6 protein-coding genes are annotated in these 18146 nt (G+C 70.3%); 5 read left to right on the forward strand and 1 reads right to left on the reverse strand.

The annotated features are described in order from the left end of the window. From J7E89_RS31100 to J7E89_RS31115, 4 genes are all read left to right on the forward strand, one after another. A partial coding sequence (locus J7E89_RS31100; protein WP_214978053.1) for a non-ribosomal peptide synthetase occupies positions 1-3874 on the forward strand: 3874 nt, incomplete at its 5' end. Continuing rightward, positions 3871-12177: a non-ribosomal peptide synthetase gene (locus J7E89_RS31105; protein WP_214978055.1), complete on the forward strand. Its 8307-nt coding sequence runs from the start codon at positions 3871-3873 to the stop codon at positions 12175-12177. The genes J7E89_RS31100 and J7E89_RS31105, both read left to right, overlap by 4 nt. A gap of 91 nt (positions 12178-12268) precedes the next feature. Further along, positions 12269-13555, forward strand: a complete 1287-nt coding sequence (locus tag J7E89_RS31110) for a cation:proton antiporter (RefSeq protein WP_214978063.1) — start codon at positions 12269-12271, stop codon at positions 13553-13555. A 73-nt stretch (positions 13556-13628) separates the two neighbouring features. Further along, positions 13629-14660, forward strand: a complete 1032-nt coding sequence (locus tag J7E89_RS31115) for a phytanoyl-CoA dioxygenase family protein (protein ID WP_214978065.1) — start codon at positions 13629-13631, stop codon at positions 14658-14660. A gap of 75 nt (positions 14661-14735) precedes the next feature. Here J7E89_RS31115 and J7E89_RS31120 read toward each other — a convergent pair whose 3' ends face one another. After that, entirely contained in the window at positions 14736-16724 is a 1989-nt protein-coding gene (locus J7E89_RS31120) for a fatty acyl-AMP ligase (protein ID WP_308315664.1), read from the reverse strand. A 212-nt stretch (positions 16725-16936) separates the two neighbouring features. On the opposite strand from J7E89_RS31120, the gene J7E89_RS31125 reads away from it, so the two are divergent. Further along, positions 16937-18146, forward strand: a 1210-nt coding sequence (locus J7E89_RS31125) for a condensation domain-containing protein (RefSeq protein WP_251061349.1), incomplete at its 3' end; no start/stop codon positions are given.

Raw genomic sequence — 18146 nt, forward strand, 5'->3', positions numbered from 1 at the left:
AGTCCGGATGTACCGCACGGGTGACCGGGCGAAGTGGACGTCGGACGGCCAGGTGGTGTTCGCCGGACGTACGGACGACCAGGTGAAGATCCGTGGCTTCCGTGTGGAGCCGGGCGAGGTACAGGGAGCGCTTGCCAGTCATCCGCTGGTCGACCAGGCCGTGGTGATCGCCCGTTCCGATGCCGAGGGCGACACGCGCCTGGTGGCCTACGTGGTCCCCGACGACCCGGACAACCCTGAACTCCAGGCAGAGTTGCGGATGTTCGTCGCGCAGCGGCTGCCCGAGCACATGGTGCCCTCGGTAGTCGTCGTTCTGGACGCCCTGCCGCTGACCGGCAACGGAAAGCTGGACCGCAAGGCCCTGCCCGCCCCGGACTACGCCGCCACGGCGGGTGCCGGCAGAGGCCCGGCGACGCTGCAGGAGGAGATCCTGTGCCTGGCGTTCGCCGAGGTCCTCGGTGTGGAGAGCGTCGGCGTGGACGACGACTTCTTCGATCTGGGCGGTCACTCGCTGCTCGCGGTCCGGCTGGTCAGCCGCATCCGGGCCGTGCTCGGCGTCGAGGTCGAGATCCGCGAGCTCTTCGAGGCGCCCACGGTCGCCGGCCTCGCCGCCGGCCTGGCCGGTGCGGACGCGGCCCGGACACCGCTGGCAGCAGCGGGGCGCCCGGAGCGGATCCCGGTGTCGTATGCGCAGCAGCGGCTGTGGTTCCTTGGCGAGCTGGAGGGGCCGAGTGCCACCTACAACGTCCCGACGGTGTTGCGCCTGACCGGGGACGTGGACGTCACGGCGCTGGGTGCGGCGCTGCTCGACGTGATCGGCCGGCACGAGGCGCTGCGCACCGTGTTCCGGATGGCGGAGGGCGAGCCGTACCAGTACATCCTGGGGCCGGACGAGCTGGACTGGGAGCTGCAGGTGTCCACGGTGGCGCCGGCCGGTCTGGACACCGCGACAGCTGACGCGACCGGGTACGTGTTCGACCTCACCGCCGAAATACCGATCCGGGCGTGGCTGTTCGAGACAGGGCCGCAGGAGCGGGTACTGGTGGTGGTGACGCACCACATCGCCAGTGACGGCTGGTCGAGGCAGCCGCTCGCCCGGGATGTCTCCACCGCGTACGCCGCTCGGCGCGAGGGGCGGGCTCCGGTCTGGGAGCCGCTGCCGGTGCAGTACGCCGACTACGCGCTGTGGCAGCGCGAGATGCTCGGCGACGACACCGACCCCGGCAGTGTGATGTGCCGGCAGATCGCGTACTGGCGGAAGGCGTTGGAGGGCGCGCCGGAGGGGCTGGAGCTGCCCGTTGCCCGGGCGCGTCCGGCGGTGGCCTCGTACCGCGGGCACACCGTGCCGCTGGAGGTTCCGGCAGAGGTGCACGCTCGACTCGCGCAGGTGGCGCGGGCCGAGGGCGTGACCATGTTCATGGCACTCCAGGCGGCGCTGGCCATGCTGCTGTCCCGCCTGGGCGCGGGCAGCGACCTTCCGATCGGCACGGCGAACGCCGGCCGTACGGATGCGGCGCTGGAGGATCTGGTCGGGTTCTTCGTGAACACGCTGGTGGTGCGCACGGATCTGTCGGGCGACCCGACGTTCCGCGACGTGCTGGGCCGGGTGCGGAAGACGAGCCTGTCGGCGCTCGCGCACCAGGACGTGCCGTTCGAGAAGCTGGTCGAGGAACTGGCCCCCACCCGCTCGATGGCCCGTCACCCGCTCTTCCAGGTGATGCTCACGGTGCAGAACAACGCCGAAGCACGGCTGGATCTGCACGGTGCGCAGGCCGTCGCGCTGTCCGAGGGGGAGCTGGCGGCACGGTTCGACCTGGACTTCTCCGTTGCGGAGGTGTTCGACGGGACCGGTGCGCCTGCGGGGTTGCGGGGTGCGCTGATCGTGGCCGCGGACCTGTTCGACGGGGAGACGGCCGAGCGCATCGCGGAGCGCTGGGTACGCGTCCTCGACCAGCTGGCCGGCGCTCCGGCGCTGTCGTTGAGCGCGGTGGAGGTGCTCGACGAGGGTGAGCGCCACCGGCTGCTGACCGAGTGGAACGACACAGCGGCGCTTATGCCGGCATCGACCGTGCCGGAGCTGTTCGCCGAGCAGGTGGTGCGGACGCCGGATGCGGTTGCCGTGGCGTGCGACGGGGTCGAGTTGTCCTATGCGGAGCTGGACCGGCGGGCCAACCGGCTCGCCCGGCTGCTGCTGGCCCGGGATGTCGCCCCGGAATCGGTCGTCGGCGTGTCCCTGCGGCGCTCCCCGGAGCTGCTGGTGGCGATTCTCGCCGTACTCAAGGTGGGTGGCGCGTATCTGCCGATCGATCCGGAACTCCCCGAGGACCGCATCACATTCATGATCGATGACGCGCTGCCGTCGGTCGTGGTGACGACGGCGGGGCTGAGCGGGGTGGTGTCGCCGGGCGTGACGCGGGTCGTGCTGGACGATCCACAGACCGCACGGGACCTGGCCGCCCTTGACGGTGCCGCCCCGTCCGGGGACCAGCTCCTGGGTGAGCTGCTCCCGGATCACCCGGCCTACATCATCTACACGTCCGGCTCGACGGGCCGGCCGAAGGGCGTGATGGTTCCGCACGCCGGGCTGACGAACTACCTCGGGTGGGCCGCCGGACTGTACGAAGTGGCGGACGGCGACGCCGTGCCCCTGCACTCCTCGCTCGCCTTCGACCTGACCGTGACCAGTGTGCTCGTGCCGCTGGTGTCGGGTGCGACGGTGGTGGTGAGTCCGGCCGGTGGCGCCGACGCGGTGGCCGAACTGGTCCGTAACCACGGAGAGTTCGCGCTGGCCAAGGTGGTTCCGGCGCATCTCTCGCTGCTGTCCGAGCAGTTGACCGATGAGCAAGCGGAGTCGGCGGCGCGGACGTGGGTGGTCGGCGGCGAGGAGCTGCCGGGTGCGATCGTCCGTGAGTGGCTGGAGCGGTCGCCGCGCTCGGTGCTGGTGAACGAGTACGGGCCGACCGAGACCGTGGTCGGGTGCAGCGTCTTCGAGATGCGGTCCGGCCAGGAGGTCGCGGACTCGGTGCCGATCGGCCGGCCGGTGGCGAACACCCGTCTGTATGTGCTGGACGAGCGGCTGTCCTTGGTGCCGGTGGGCGTGGCGGGCGAGCTGTACATCGCGGGCGCCCAGATGGCGCGTGGTTACGTGCGCCGCCCAGGTCAGACCGCGGAGCGGTTCGTAGCCTCGCCGTTCGAGCCAGGCGTGCGCATGTACCGGTCCGGAGACCTGGCCCGGTGGGCGGCGGACGGGCAGCTGGAGTACCTGGGCAGGGCCGACGACCAGGTGAAGATCCGGGGTTTCCGGATCGAGCCCGGCGAGGTCCAGTCGGTGCTCGCGGCGCACCCGAAGGTCGCCCAGGCGGCCGTGATCGCCCGAGAGGACACCCCGGGCGACAAGCGGCTGGTCGCCTACGTCGTACCCGCCGAGTCCGGCGACAGGCCGGCGGACGAGTTGCGGGAGTTCGCCCGCCGACGGCTGCCGGAATACCTGGTGCCCTCGGCGGTCGTGGTCCTCGACGCGCTGCCGCTGGCGGCCAGCGGGAAGCTGGACCGCGGCGCCCTGCCCGCTCCGGAGCATGCGGCCGGTTCCGGCCGGGAGCCTGCGACGCCGCAGGAAGAGATCCTCTGCGCCGTGTTCGCCGAGGTGCTGCGCCTGCCCGCGATCGGTGTGGACGACGACTTCTTCGCCCTCGGCGGACACTCGCTGCTGGCGTTGAGGCTGGTCAGCCGCGTGCGGACGGCGCTGGGCGCGGAGGTGTCGCTGCGGATGCTGTTCGAGGCGCCGACGGTGGCGGGGCTCGCACAGCGGATCGGAACCCAGAAGACGACCAGGCCGGCGTTGCGGCCGATGCGTAACCAGGAGGACTCCCGATGATTCCCTTGTCATACGCACAGCGCCGTCTGTGGTTCATATGGCAGCTGGAGGGGCCTAGCCCGACGTACAACATCCCCGTGGCGCTGCGGCTGTCCGGCGCGGTGGACAGCGTGGCGCTCAACACGGCGCTCAAGGACGTGATCGGCCGGCACGAGGTGCTCCGCACGGTCTTCCCGACCGCCGACGGCGAGCCCTACCAGCGGGTTCTGACCCTCGACGAATTGGCGTGGGAGCTGTCCGTGTCCGCGGTGGCGCCCGCGGACCTGGCCCGTGCGGTCACCGACGTGGCCGGCCACGCCTTCGACCTCGCGTCCGAGGCGCCGATCCGGGCCTGGCTCTTCGAGACCGCCCCGGACGACCAGGTCCTCGTCGTGGTGCTGCACCACATCGCGAGCGACGCCTGGTCGAAGACGCTGCTGGCCGCGGACCTGTCGACGGCGTACGCCGCGCGGTGCGCGGGCCGGGCTCCGCAGTGGGAGCCGCTGCCGGTGCAGTACGCGGACTACGCACTGTGGCAGCGGGAGCTGCTCGGCGACGAGCAGGACCCGGGCAGCCTGATGGCACGCCAAGTCGAGTACTGGCGTGGCGCCTTGAAGGGCGTACTGGAAGAACTCGCGCTCCCGTTCGATCGCCCGCGTCCGGCAGTGGCCTCGTACAACGGGCACACGGCGCCGCTGGAAGTTCCGGCACAGGTGCACGCGCGGCTGGCGCAGCTGGCCCGCGCCGAGGGCGTGACCCTGTTCATGGTGCTTCAGGGCGCGCTGGCGGTGCTGCTGTCCCGGCTGGGCGCGGGTACGGACATCCCGATCGGCACGGACACGGCCGGGCGCACGGATACGGCGCTGGACGATCTGGTCGGGTTCTTCGTCAACACGCTGGTGCTGCGGACGGATCTGTCGGGCGATCCGACGTTCCGTGAGGTGCTGGGGCGGGTGCGGGAGACCGGCCTGTCGGCGTTCGAGCACGAGGACGTGCCGTTCGAGAAGCTGGTGGAGGAGCTGGCCCCCGCCCGCTCCCTTGCCCGCCACCCGCTCTTCCAGGTGGTGCTCTCCCTGCAGAACAGTGCCGAGGCGGCGCTGGAACTGCCCGGAGTGGAGGCCGTCGGTGTGCCGCCGGGGCTGTCGACGGCCAAGTTCGACCTCGACGTCAGCATCGCCGAGACGTTCGGGCCGGACGGCACCGCGGCCGGACTGCGCGGTTCGGTGAGCGGTGCGGCGGACCTGTTCGACGCCGAGTCGGTCGACGCGCTCGCGGCGCGGCTCGTGCGCCTGCTTGAGCTGCTGTCCGGTGATCCGCTGCTGCGCCTTGGCGCGGTGGACGTACTCGACGCCGACGAACGCCGACGGGTGGTGTCGCAGTGGAGTGCCGGGCCCGACATCCCGACCGGGCACACCGGCCGGGTGTACGTCCTGGACGAGTGGCTGGCACCGGCACCGGTCGGGGTGACCGGTGACCTGTACACGGCGGACGCCGGGCCGGCGCGAGGCTCTGCGGACCAGCCGTCGGCGACGGCACAGTGGTTCGTGGCGAACCCGTTCGCCGAGGACGGTTCGCGGCTGTACCGGACAGGGGACCGGGCCCGGTGGACCCGGGACGGCCGTCTGGTGATCCTGGACGAGGACGCCTCCGCCCGGCAGCAGGACGGGGCGGACCGGGCAGCGCGCGGCCCGGCGACCGTGCGCGAGGAGTTGCTGTGCTCCGCGTTCGCGCAGGTGCTCGGCCTGGAGCGGCTCGGTGTCGACGACGACTTCTTCCAGCTGGGCGGTCACTCCCTGCAGGCGATCAAGCTGATCAGCCGGGTGCGATCGCTGCTCGGGGTGGAGGTGCCGTTACGAGCCCTGTTCGAGGCGCCGACGGTGGCCCGGCTGGCCGCCCTCCTGGCCGACTCCGACCCGGCCCGTCCGGCGCTGACCGCCGGATCACGTCCGGAGCGGCTCGCCCTGTCGTTCGCGCAGCGCCGGCTGTGGTTCCTCAGCCAGCTGGAGGGGCCGAGCACGACGTACAACATCCCGTTCGCCCTGCGGCTGTCGGGCAGGGTCGACCACGAGGCCCTCGGCAAGGCGTTCCGTGACGTGATCGGCCGCCACGAGGTGCTGCGCACCGTCTACCCGGTGGCCGACGGGGAGCCGTACCAGCAGATCATCGGCCTCGAAGACCTGGACTGGGAACTGCGGGTGGCGCGGACGACCCCGGAAGAACTGGACGCCGAGGTCGCCCGTGCGCAGGCGCACACCTTCGAATTCTCCTCGGAAGTGCCGTTCAAGGCATGGCTGTTCGAGGTGAGGCCGGAGCACAGCGTCCTCGTCCTGGTGACGCACCACATCGCCGGCGACGGGTGGTCGACGGCGCCGCTGGCCGCAGACCTGTCGACGGCGTACGAGGCCCGGTGCGCGGGCCGGGCTCCGGTGTGGGAGCCGCTGCCGGTGCAGTACGCGGACTACGCCCTCTGGCAGCGCGAACTGCTCGGCGAAGAGAACGACCCCGACAGCCTGCTCTCCCAGCAGGTCGCCCACTGGCGCGAGGCATTGACGGGCGCCCCCGAGGAGCTTGCACTGCCCGTCGACCGCACCCGTCCGGCCGTGGCCTCCCACCGCGGCCACAGGGAACCGCTGGAGATTCCCGCGGAGGTGCACGCGCGGCTGGCAGAGGTGGCCCGCGCCGAGGGCGTGACGGTGTTCATGGTGCTGCAGGCCGCGCTGGCGGTGCTGCTGTCACGCCTCGGCGCCGGCACCGACATCCCCATCGGGTCGCCGAACGCCGGGCGTACCGACGACGCCGTGAACGACCTGATCGGCTCCTTCGTCAACACCCTCGTGCTGCGTACGGACCTGTCGGGCGACCCGACCTTCCGCGACCTGCTCGCGCGGGTGCGGGAGAACGCCCTGTCGGCGTTCGCGCATCAGGACGTGCCCTTCGACCGCCTGGTGGAGGAGCTGTCCCCGAGCCGCTCGATGGCCCGGCACGCGCTGTTCCAGGTGATGCTGACTCTCCAGAACAACGACGACGCGGTTCTTGAGCTGCCCGGTCTGGGCATCGCCACGATGCGCGACAGTGCGATCGTCTCGAAGTTCGACCTCGAATTCATCGTGGGCGAGAGGTTCGACCCGACCGGCGCCCCGGCGGGCGTACGAGGCACCCTGACCGGAGCCGTGGACCTGTTCGACCCGGAGACCGTCGCACGGCTCGCGGCTCGCCTGACACGGGTACTCTCACAGGTCGTCGGCGATCCGGAGCTGCGCCTCGGCGCGGTGGATGTCCTCGGTGAGGGCGAGCGCCGCCGCGTACTGACCGAATGGAACGACACGGCGGCCGAGGTACCGCCCGCTACGGTGCCGGAGCTGTTCGAGGCTCAGGTGAGGAGCGCACCGGACACGGTGGCGGTGGTGTTCGAGGGCGTCGAGGTGTCGTACGCGGAGCTGGACGCGCGGGCGAACCGGCTCGCCCGACTCCTGATCTGCCGGGACGTCGGTCCGGAGTCGGTCGTCGCGGTGGCCCTGGAGCGCGGCGTCGACCTCATGGTGGCCCTCCTCGCGGTGTCGAAGGCGGGCGGCGTGTATCTGCCGCTGGACGCGGAATACCCCGCGGAGCGCATCGCGTACATGCTGGCGGACGCCGGAGTGGCGACCGCGGTGACGACCGCTCAATGGGGCGGAGTGCTGCCGGAAGGGGTGGCGCGGGTCGTCGTGGACGACCCGGCGACCGCACGGACGCTCGCCGAATTCCCCGCCGGGGCAGTGGCGGAGAGCGAGCGCAAGGGCCCGCTGACGCCGGCATCCGCGGCGTATGTGATCTACACGTCGGGGTCGACGGGCCGGCCGAAGGGCGTCCTCGTCCCGCACGCGGGCGTGGCGAGCATGGTGGCCGGGCATGTGCGGTACCTGGGCGTGGGCCCCGGGGCCAGGGTGGGCCAGTTCGCCTCGGCGGGCTTCGACACCTTCGGCTGGGAATGGCTGATGGCGCTGGTGTCCGGTTCCACCCTGGTGGTTATCCCGCGTGAGCGGCGCCTCGGAGCCGCGTTGCCGGCGCTCCTCGCGCAGGAGCGGGTCACGCATGTGACGCTGCCGCCCGCGGTCCTCGCGACCCTGGAGGAGGGATCGATCGCGCCGGACACCGTGCTGGTGGTGGCCGGCGAGGCCTCCTCCGTCGAGGTGGTACGGCAATGGGCGCCGGGACGGCGGATGTTCAACTCCTACGGCCCGACGGAGACCACGGTGGACGCCACCCTGTGGGAGTGCGATCCGGCCGCCGAGGAGGTGGCGATCGGCCGGCCGGTGGTCAACACCCAGGTCTACGTCCTGGACGCGGTCCTCGCCCCGGTGCCTCCGGGCGCGGTGGGTGAGCTGTACGTCGCGGGCGTGGGGCTGGCCCGCGGCTATGTGGGCAAGCCGCAGCTGACGGCGGAGCGGTTCGTCGCCAACCCGTTCGGCCGGGGCGGAGCGCGGTTGTACCGGACCGGAGACCGGGCACGGTGGACGGCCGACGGGAAGCTGGTGTTCGCCGGGCGTTCGGACGACCAGGTGAAGATCCGCGGGTTCCGGATCGAGCCCGGCGAGGTCCAGGCCGTGGTGACCGCGTATCCGGGGGTGGCCCAGGCCGCGGTGGTTGTGCGTGAGGACACTTCGGAAGACCGGCGCCTGGTCGCCTACGTGGTTCCCGCCGACGGCGCGCACGATTTGCCCGCGCTGGTGCAGGCGTATGCGGCCGAGCGGTTGCCGGAGTACATGGTGCCCTCGGCGGTGGTGGTCCTCGACGGACTGCCGCTGACGGTGAATGGCAAGGTGGACCGCAAGGCACTGCCCGCCCCGGAGACCCTCGCCACGGCGCCCGCCGGCCGCGGACCGGCCGATCTGCGCGAGGAGTTGCTGTGCGCGGCTTTCGCGGAGATCCTCGGCCTGGAGAGCGTGGGCGTCGACGAGGACTTCTTCGCCCTCGGCGGGCACTCCCTGCTGGCGGTCCGGCTGGCGAGCCGGGTGCGGTTGCTGCTCGGTGTGGAGCTGGACATACGGGTGCTGTTCGAGGAGCCGACAGTGGCCGGCCTGGCCGCACGCCTGGCCGACTCGGCAGCCGCCGCCCGCCCCCCGCTGACGGCCGCCGCGCGTCCGGACCGGATACCGCTGTCCTACGCCCAGCAGCGCCTGTGGCTCATCGAGCAGCTGGAGGGCCCGAGTTCCCTCTACAACATGTTGGTCGCCCTGCGGCTGTCGGGCCGGGTCGACCGGGCGGCACTGGACATGGCGTTCCGGGACGTGATCGGCCGCCACGAGGTCCTACGCACGGTGTGCCCGACGGTGAACGGCGTGCCGTACCAGCGCATCCTGGAGCCGGGCGACGTGGCGTGGGAGCTGTCGGTGAGCACCGTGGCGCCGGCGGACCTCGAGGCCACGATCACCGAGGCGAGGAGTCATGTCTTCGACCTGTCGACGGAGGCGCCGATCAGGGCGTCGTTGTTCGAGACCGGTCCTGACGAGCACGTTCTCGCGGTGGTGTTCCACCACATCGCCAGTGACGGCTGGTCGGACGGCCCGCTGGCCCGGGACTTCTCCCAGGCGTACGCGGCGAGGTGTGCGGGCCGGGCCCCGGTGTGGGAGCCGCTGCCGGTGCAGTACGCCGACTACGCGCTGTGGCAGCGTGAGCTGCTCGGGGACGAGAGGGATCCGGACAGCCTGATGTCCCGGCAGATCGCCTACTGGCGCCAGGCGCTGGCGGGCGTACCCGAGGCGTTGGAGCTGCCGTTCGACCGGGCGCGCCCGGTGACCGCCTCACACCGCGGGCTCACCGTGCCGGTGGAGATCCCCGCCGAGGTGCACGCGCGCCTGGTGGCGGTGGCCCGCGCCGAGGGCGTCACGGTCTTCATGGTGCTGCAGGCCGCGCTGGCGCTGCTGCTGTCCAAGCTCGGCGCCGGCACCGACATCCCGATCGGTTCGGTCAACGCGGGCCGTACCGACGAGGCGCTGGACGATCTGGTCGGGTTCTTCGTGAACACGCTGGTGCTGCGTACGGACCTGTCGGGCGACCCGACGTTCCGTGAGCTGCTGTCCCGGGTCCGGGAGACCGGCCTGTCCGCGTTCGCGCACCAGGACGTGCCCTTCGAGCGCCTGGTGGAGGAGCTGGCTCCGGTCCGGCTGCTGGCGCGTCACCCGCTGTTCCAGGTGGTCTTCACACTGCAGAACAACGCCGAGGCCGTCCTCGACCTGCGGGGAACGGACACCGGCGGGGTGTCGTCGGTCGGGAGCACGGACGCGAAGTTCGACCTGGACCTGAGCGTCGCCGAGGCGTTCGACGCCGAAGGCGCCCCGGCCGGGTTGCACGGTGCGATGGTCGCCGCTGCGGACCTCTTCGACGAGGAGACGGTCGAGCGGATCGTGTCGCGTTGGGCCCGGGTCCTGGAGACGGTGACGCGTGACCCGGGGCTTGCGCTGAGCGCGGTGGACCTGCTGTCGACGGCCGAGCGCCACAGGGTGCTCGTCGAGTGGAACGAGACGGCCGCCACGGTGCCGGACGCGTCCGCGGTGGAGCTGTTCGAAGCGCAGGCGGCACGAAACCCGGACGCGGTCGCGGTGGTCGCCGACGGCGTCGAGGTGTCGTACGCGGAGCTGGACGCGAGGGCGAACCGGCTGGCGCGGTATCTCACGGGCCGGGGTGTCGGTCCGGAGTCGCTGGTGGGCCTCGTGCTGGAGCGTGGCGTCGATCTGCTCACGGCCCTGCTGGGCGTGCTGAAGGCCGGCGGCGCCTACCTGCCGGTCGACCCGGACTACCCGGCCGAGCGCATCGCGTACATGCTGCGGGACGCGGCGCCGGTGGTGGTGCTGACAGCTGAGGGCACGGCCGGCGCCGTACCGCAGACGACGGCCGCGGTGGTGGTCCTGGACTCCCCGGCGACGGTCACGGCCCTCGAAGAACAGGCCGATGCCGGACCCGGTGACGGTGCGAGGGCGGCCGTACCGCCCGGGCGCCTGGCCTACGTCATCTACACCTCCGGTTCCACGGGCCGTCCCAAGGGCGTGGCCGTCTCGCACGGCGGACTGGCCAACACGGTGGCCTCGGCGTCGGCCCGCCTCGGGGTCGGGGCCGGGTCGCGGATGACTCAGTTCTCGTCGATGAGTTTCGACCTGTTCGTGCTGGAGTGGACTGTTGCGCTGACCAACGGCGCGGCGCTGGTCGTGGTGCCGCCCCACCGGCGGCTGGGCGCCGAGCTGGCCGCCCTCCTCGCGGAGCAGGAGGTGACGCACACGTCGCTGCCGCCCGCGGTACTGGCCGGCCTGGAGCCCGGATCGATCGGATCCGGGGTCGTCCTGGAGGTCGGGGGCGAGGCGAGTTCGCCGGAACTGATCGGGCGTTGGGCGGCCGGCCGCGTGATGTTCAACGCCTACGGTCCGACGGAGACCACGATCGACGTGTCGGCGTGGCGCTGCCGGCCCGGCGTGGCCTACGTACCCATCGGCACACCGATCGGCAACACCCGGGTGTACGTGCTGGACGAGTTCCTGTCGTCGGTTCCGGTCGGCGTGGTCGGCGAGTTGTACGTGCAGGGAGCCGGACTGGCCCGAGGGTACGTCGGGCGCCCCGGGCTGACCGCCGAGCGGTTTGTGGCGTGCCCCTTCCATCCGCGGTCCCGCATGTACCGCACGGGTGACCTGGTCCGTTGGAACGTGGACGGGCAGCTGGAATACCTGGGCCGTGCCGACGAGCAGGTGCAACTCCGCGGCTTCCGGATCGAGCTGGGTGAGATCGAGACAGCGGTGAGCGCTCATCCGTCGGTGGCGCAGGCGGCGGTCCTCGTCCGCGAGGACACCCCGGGAGACAAGCGGCTGGTCGCCTATGTCGTACTCGCGGAACGCGATGGCGAGGACGCCGGCGAACAGACCGAACTGATACGGCGGTTCACGGCCGAACGGCTGCCGGCGCACATGGTGCCGTCGGCGGTGGTGGCCCTCGATGAGCTACCCCTGTCGGTGAACGGGAAGCTGGACCGCAGGGCACTGCCCGCGCCGGACTACGGCATCAGGGCGGGCACCGGCCGTGGCCCGTCCGACGAGCGGGAAGAGGTGCTGTGCGCCCTCTTCGCCGACGTCCTCGGGCTGGAGCGGGTGGGGGTCGACGACAACTTCTTCGAACTGGGCGGACACTCCCTCCTCGCGACGCTGCTGGTCGCGCAGGCCGGCGCCGCACTGGGCGTCGACGTACAGATTCGGGACCTGTTCGAAGCGCCGACGGTCGCCGGATTCGCGCAGCGGGCAGCGGCACAGAAGAAGTCCACCAGGCCAGCCCTGCGGCGGATGCGTGATCGGGGGAGCGCGAGCTGACCTCCGAGAAGAACACCGCGAAAGAGCTGTACGCACTCGGGGACGGGCCGCCGCCGCAGGCCACTGCCCTGAACATCTCAAGGAGGGGCTCATGCCTGGGGAGATACTGACCAAATTCCTGCTGTGCGCAGCAGCGATGATCATCCTGTGCCGCGTGCTGACAGCGGCCTTGGCCCGCGTCAACCAGCCGCCGGTCATCGCGGAGATGCTCACCGGCCTGGCCCTCGGGCCGTCATTGTTCGGGCTTTTGCTCCCGGATGCCCAGAGCTGGATGTTCCCCGGCGAGTTACGCCCCGTCCTGTACGCCCTGGGGCAACTCGGCCTCGCCTTCTACATGTTCCTCATCGGCGTGGAGTTCAGCAGCTCCCTGTCTCGCGGCAGCGGGCTGCTCAAACGCTGCCTGTCCGTGTCCGCGGCCGGCATCCTCGTACCGCTGACCCTCGGAGTCGCGGTCACCGCTTGGTTGTTCAATGTCACGCCCGGCATGATCCCCGAGGTCGGCAGCGGGTACGGCGCGCTTTACATAGGTATCGTGCTGTCCATCACGGCCCTGCCCATGCTGGCCCGGATCATTGAGGAGCGGGGGCTGCTCGGCTCCAAGACGGCGACAATGGCGCTGGGGGCGGGGGCCGTCGACGACATCGTCGCCTGGTTCGGCATCGGGCTGATACTGACGCTCACGGCCGGGGGAGAGGCAGCCCCGCTGCAGACCGCCATCGGGTTCGCCGTCTTCATGGCCGTTCTGTTCGGTGTGGTGCGCCCCGGGCTGAAGTGGTTCATGTCCCGCAAGGGCGGCGCATCCAGCACAGAGTTCCTGACACTGGTGTGCGCCCTGCTGTTCACGGCCTGCGCGGTGACCGAATTCCTTGGACTCCACGTGGTGATCGGGGCGTTCGCCCTCGGGCTGGCGTTCCCCAAGGGAGAGGCTCTGTCGCGGTGGCTGCCCACCGTCCGCCCGTTCGCCGTGGGAGTGCTGCTGCCCTTCTACTTCGTCTACACCGGGCTGCGTACCGACATCCAACTGCTCGCGACCGGCCCCGCGATCGGCGGCATGTTGCTCCTGCTGACCGCGTCCGTCGTGGGGAAGCTCGGGGCCTGCGCGCTCGCTGCCCGCTGGCACGACAGGGACTGGATCCAGGCGGCCCAGGTGGGAGTGCTGATGAACACCCGAGGGCTGATACAGCTGATCGCCCTCAACATCGGGCTGGAGGCGGGCCTGCTCACCAGCACCGTCTTCGCGCAGTTGGTCGTCGTGGCCGTGCTCACCACACTGATGACGAGTCCCGGACTCAGCCTCATCGAATCATGGCAGTGGCGGCGAAAGAACTCCGTGACCGTGACGGAAAGAGAATCCGCCCCTCCCTCCCATTCTGTTTAACTTTCCGTATGCGGCAAAGAATTGAAGCGGTAGCATGAATCACAGATCAGTCCAAGAAATGGAAGGGTTTGCAGTGGAGAAAGAAAATGCCCGTGAGGCCCTGGCGGTCAATGGATTCGCCGGCCCTTTTCCGCGGTTCGCCTCCGACGACACCATAGGAGAGCTCGCTGAGTTCTTCCGGGACGTCCTTGACCACCAGCCCGTCCACCCGCTTTACGGGCGGTATTCGGTACGCGACTGGCATCTTGTCAACGAGAAGGTCCGTGAGCTTCTCACCGCGCCCGAGTTGGTCAGTTCGCTGCAGGCGGCCACCGGAGCCGACTCGCTCACCCTCTGGCGCAGCAAACTCTTCGAGAAGTACCCCGGCGACGGCGCGATCGACTGGCACCAGGAGTACGGGTACTTCGACGGCGAGGAGGTCGGCGGCCACCGCCCGGCTCTCTTCCCGATGAACCCGTCGAGCTCCTGGAGCTGGACGCTCTGGCTCTCGCTGACGGACGTGTCCAATGACGACGGCGTGATGGAGTTCGTCAAGGGATCGCAGCAGTCCCAGTACCCGAAGCGGATGGTCACTCTCACCGAGTCCGGCGCCTACGTCGACCCGCGCAACCGGATCAAGAGCAAGGAAGAGCTCCTGAGCCGGGCGAGGAACAACAGCCTCATCCTCGACATCGACACCCGCCGGGTGTTCGACGGCGTGGACTTCGACAAGTACACGCTCGACGAACTCTTCGACCTGCTCGCGGAGCGCTGCGCCGACGTGCTCGCCGTAGTCACCGAGCCCTTCGAGCTCGCACCCGGTGCGACGGAGACCGTTCCGATGAAGGCCGGCGAGTACATCATCTTCACGGAGCGCTGCATGCACCGCTCCCGGGCCTCCCTGCCGGACGCGCGGATGCGCCTGGCCGTCAACGCCCGCTACACCCTCGGCGACACGTGGGTCTACCCCCAGCGGAACACCTCCGACACCTTCGACGGGTCGAATCTCAACATCAAGGACCACAAGTGCATTCCGGTCCTGGGAGACCGGTTCCACCCGGACAATTCCTACCTCCAATACGGGCTCTGCGTGACGTCGGCCTTCAAGACCTGGTTGTGGTCTTGAAGGCCGACGTTTTCGTATCGGTTGGGCGCGGTCGCGGGGCGAGACGTTTCGCCCGCGACCGCACCACCGCCTCGATCAGCCCACGGGATCCGGTCGGAAGGCTCGTCGGACACGCTCGTCGAGTTCCTCCAGGACCGGCGACAGGGCCGCCTCCTCGAAGAGCCGGCGCATCGCCACCCGCTGCACCTTGCCGCTGGTGCTGCGCAGTACGCCACCCGGCTTGACGAACACGACATTGCCCACGGGGACGCCCAGGCTCGCCGAGAGCCCGGCCATGACGCGGCGCGCCACGTCCCGCAGCGCAGTCTCGCCGCTGTCCCGCAACCGGAGTTCCTGGACGAGTACGACGCGCTCCCCGCCGCCCGCGACGGTGACCGTGAACGCCGCGCCGACACCGTCCGCGCACGCGGGATGCTGCTCCCTCGCCTCGCGCTCGATGTCCTGCGGATACACGTTGCGGCCGTTGAGGATCAGGACTTCCTTGATCCGGCCGGTGACGTACAGCTGGCCCTCGTGGCGGACGCCCAGGTCACCGGTGCGCAGGAACGGACCGGCGCCGTCCGCGGTGTGCGCACGGAAGGACCGCTCGGACTCCTCCTCCAGGCCCCAGTACCCCTGGGCGACGCTCGGCCCGCGCAGCCAGATCTCACCGATCTCGCCGTCGGCGAGCTCCCGCAGCGACCGGGGATCGACGATCCGCAGATCGAATCCGTCGGAGACCGGCCCACTGCTGACGACCAGCCGCGCTTCCTGCGACTCACCGGCCGGCGTGAACCGGTGCCGCTCGAACTGTTCGCCGTCCACCCGGCTCACGACCGGAGCCGAGGACCCCGGGCTGCCGGAGACGAACAGCGTGGTCTCGGCCATGCCGTAGCTCGGACACACCGCTTCCGGCCGCAGCCCGGCCGGCGCGAAGTGCTCGACGAACGTCCGCACCGTGGAGTCGTGCACCGGCTCGGCGCCGTTGACCGCCCAGCGCCAGCGGGAGAGGTCCAGCGCGGCCACCCGCTCCGCGGACACCCGTCGCACGCACAGGTCGTACGCGAAGTTCGGCGCCGGGCTGAACACGACGTCGTGGCTGTCGATCATCTCCAGCCACAGCCCCGGCCTCCGCAGGAACGCCGACGGCGTCATGACGAACGTCTGACCGCCGATGAGCAGCGGCAGCAACAGCGTTCCCATGAGGCCCATATCGTGATATGGCGGCAGCCAGCCTCCGATCCGAGCGCCGTCGGGCACCCCGTAGGACCGCTTGATCAGCGCGAGGTTCTCCACCAGATTCGCGTGACTGACCATGACCCCGCGCGGATCACTGGTCGATCCAGAGGTGTACTGCAGGAAGGCGAGAGCGTCCGGATCGACCGCCGAGGGGCTCCCGTCACGGCTTCCCCGGCGGGCCGCACTCTCGGCCGTCAGACAGATCACGTCCCGCGACGCCGAACCGGCGGCCCAGTCGCGTACCTCGTCGAAGCTCTGCTCGTCGGTGAGCACCGCGGCCGCACCGGACGACGTCATCATGCCGTTCACCCTGGCCTGCTGCCCTTTGCTGCCGGACGGCAGAGGGGCCGGCACCGGTATGAGGCCCGCATACAGGGAGCCCAGAAAAGACGCAAGGAATTCAGGGCCGGGTGGGCATGCGACAAGTACTCGGTCTCCCGGTTCACGGGAATTCAGCAGCGTCGACGCAATCGCTGCGGCAGTGGAATCGAGTTCGCCGTAGCTGAGCTGCCGGGTAATGCCGAAACCGGATTTTCCGGAAGCAAGAAACGAATACGCCGTTTCGTCCGGGCGATGCTGTGCGTGCGCACGCACCACGTCGATGATAGAGCCAGGTCGGAGCATGGCGTCCCGCCCCTCAGGTATGTAGGTCGGATTCTGTGGCGGTGAAGCGGGGGTGACCCGGGTGCACAGGTGCGCGCCAAATGCCCCTGGAATCATCCCCCATCGGTCCCGTACCTGACCAACTCTCACCGTGAGCCCGTTCAACTGCCGCACCGGCGCAGTTGAACGTCCGGACACGGGCGGTGAATGCGGAACATTGATCACCCTGCGGCCCTGAGTCATAGTGAACGGCGGTGACGCAGTGGTGTGGTGGCCGATACCCCGGTGATCAAAATTCGCAGGCAGACCTCCGGGGGAGTTCGCGACGGCCGTTATAACCGCGCTCACGTGTTTCTGTCGTCCGCGCCGGCCTCCTGGGCGAGGAGGACGGGCGGCAGGCGCTCAACCGCCAGCCCAGCTCGACGTTGCGTCGGGGCGTAACCAGGAGGATCCTGATGATTCCTTTGTCATTCGCGCAGCGTCGTTTGTGGTTCCTTGCACAGCTCGACGGCCCGAGCGCTGTCTACAACATGCCGGTGACGCTGCGGCTGTCCGGTGAGGTGGACCGCGAAGCCCTGGGGGCTGCCCTGCGGGACGTCCTGGAGCGCCACGAGGTGCTGCGCACGACGTTCACCGTGGCTGAGGGTGAGCCGTATCAGCGCATTCTCGATGTCGCTGATCTGGACTGGGAACTTCAGGTCGTGGACCTGCCCGCCGACGCTGCTCCCGCGGATCTGAGCGGCGCGGTCGACGATGTGGTCGGCCACCGTTTCGACCTCGCCTGCGAGTTGCCGATCCGGGCGTGGCTGTTCTCGGCAGGTCCGGACGAGCACGCCCTGGCCGTGGTGGTGCACCACATCGCGGGTGACGGCTGGTCGATGGGGCCGCTGGCGCGGGATGTCTCGGTGGCGTACGAGGCGAGGTGTGCGGGGCGGGTTCCGCAGTGGGAGCCGTTGCCGGTGCAGTACGCCGACTACGCGCTGTGGCAGCGCGAACTGCTCGGTGACGAGAACGCCCCCGACAGTGTGATCTCGCGTCAGGTCGCTTACTGGCGTGAGGCGTTGGAGGGCGCGCCCGAGGAGCTGGAACTGCCTCTCGACCGCCCTCGCCCCGCGGTCGCCTCCCACCGGGGGCACACTGTGCCGTTCGCCGTCCCGGCGCGGACACATGCGCGGCTGGCGGAGGTGGCGCGCGCCGAGGGAGCCACCACCTTCATGGTGATGCAGGCCGCGCTGGCCGTCCTGCTGTCCAAGCTGGGTGCTGGTGTGGACATCCCGATCGGTACGGCTGTGGCAGGACGCACGGATGTGGACCTGCGCGACCTGGTCGGCTGCTTCGTGAACACGCTGGTGCTGCGTACGGACGTGTCGGGGGATCCGACGTTCCGTGAGGTGCTGGGGCGGGTGCGGGAGACGAGTCTGTCGGCGTTCGGGCACCAGGATGTGCCGTTCGAGAAGCTCGTGGAGGAGCTGGCTCCCGCACGCACGCTGGCGCGGCAGCCGCTGTTCCAGGTGATGCTCTCGCTGCAGAACATCGCCCAGGAGGAAGCGACCGGCCTGCGGGGCGCGCGCATCGCGGGGCTGCCGGCCGGGCAGGCGGCGGCGTCCATCGCCAAGTTCGACCTCGAAGTGGAGGCCGAGGAGACCTTCGACGCGGCGGGTGCGC

It is taken from the genome of Streptomyces sp. ISL-100 (assembly GCF_018614615.1).
Classification (GTDB): domain Bacteria; phylum Actinomycetota; class Actinomycetes; order Streptomycetales; family Streptomycetaceae; genus Streptomyces.

Bases quoted from the DNA above. Each gene is read 5' to 3' on its own strand.
- J7E89_RS31105 (WP_214978055.1), top strand. From the start codon at position 3,871: ATGATTCCCTTGTCATACGCACAGCGCCGTCTGTGGTTCATATGGCAG.
- J7E89_RS31110 (WP_214978063.1), top strand. From the start codon at position 12,269: ATGCCTGGGGAGATACTGACCAAATTCCTGCTGTGCGCAGCAGCGATG.
- J7E89_RS31120 (WP_308315664.1), bottom strand. From the start codon at position 16,724: ATGACTCAGGGCCGCAGGGTGATCAATGTTCCGCATTCACCGCCCGTG.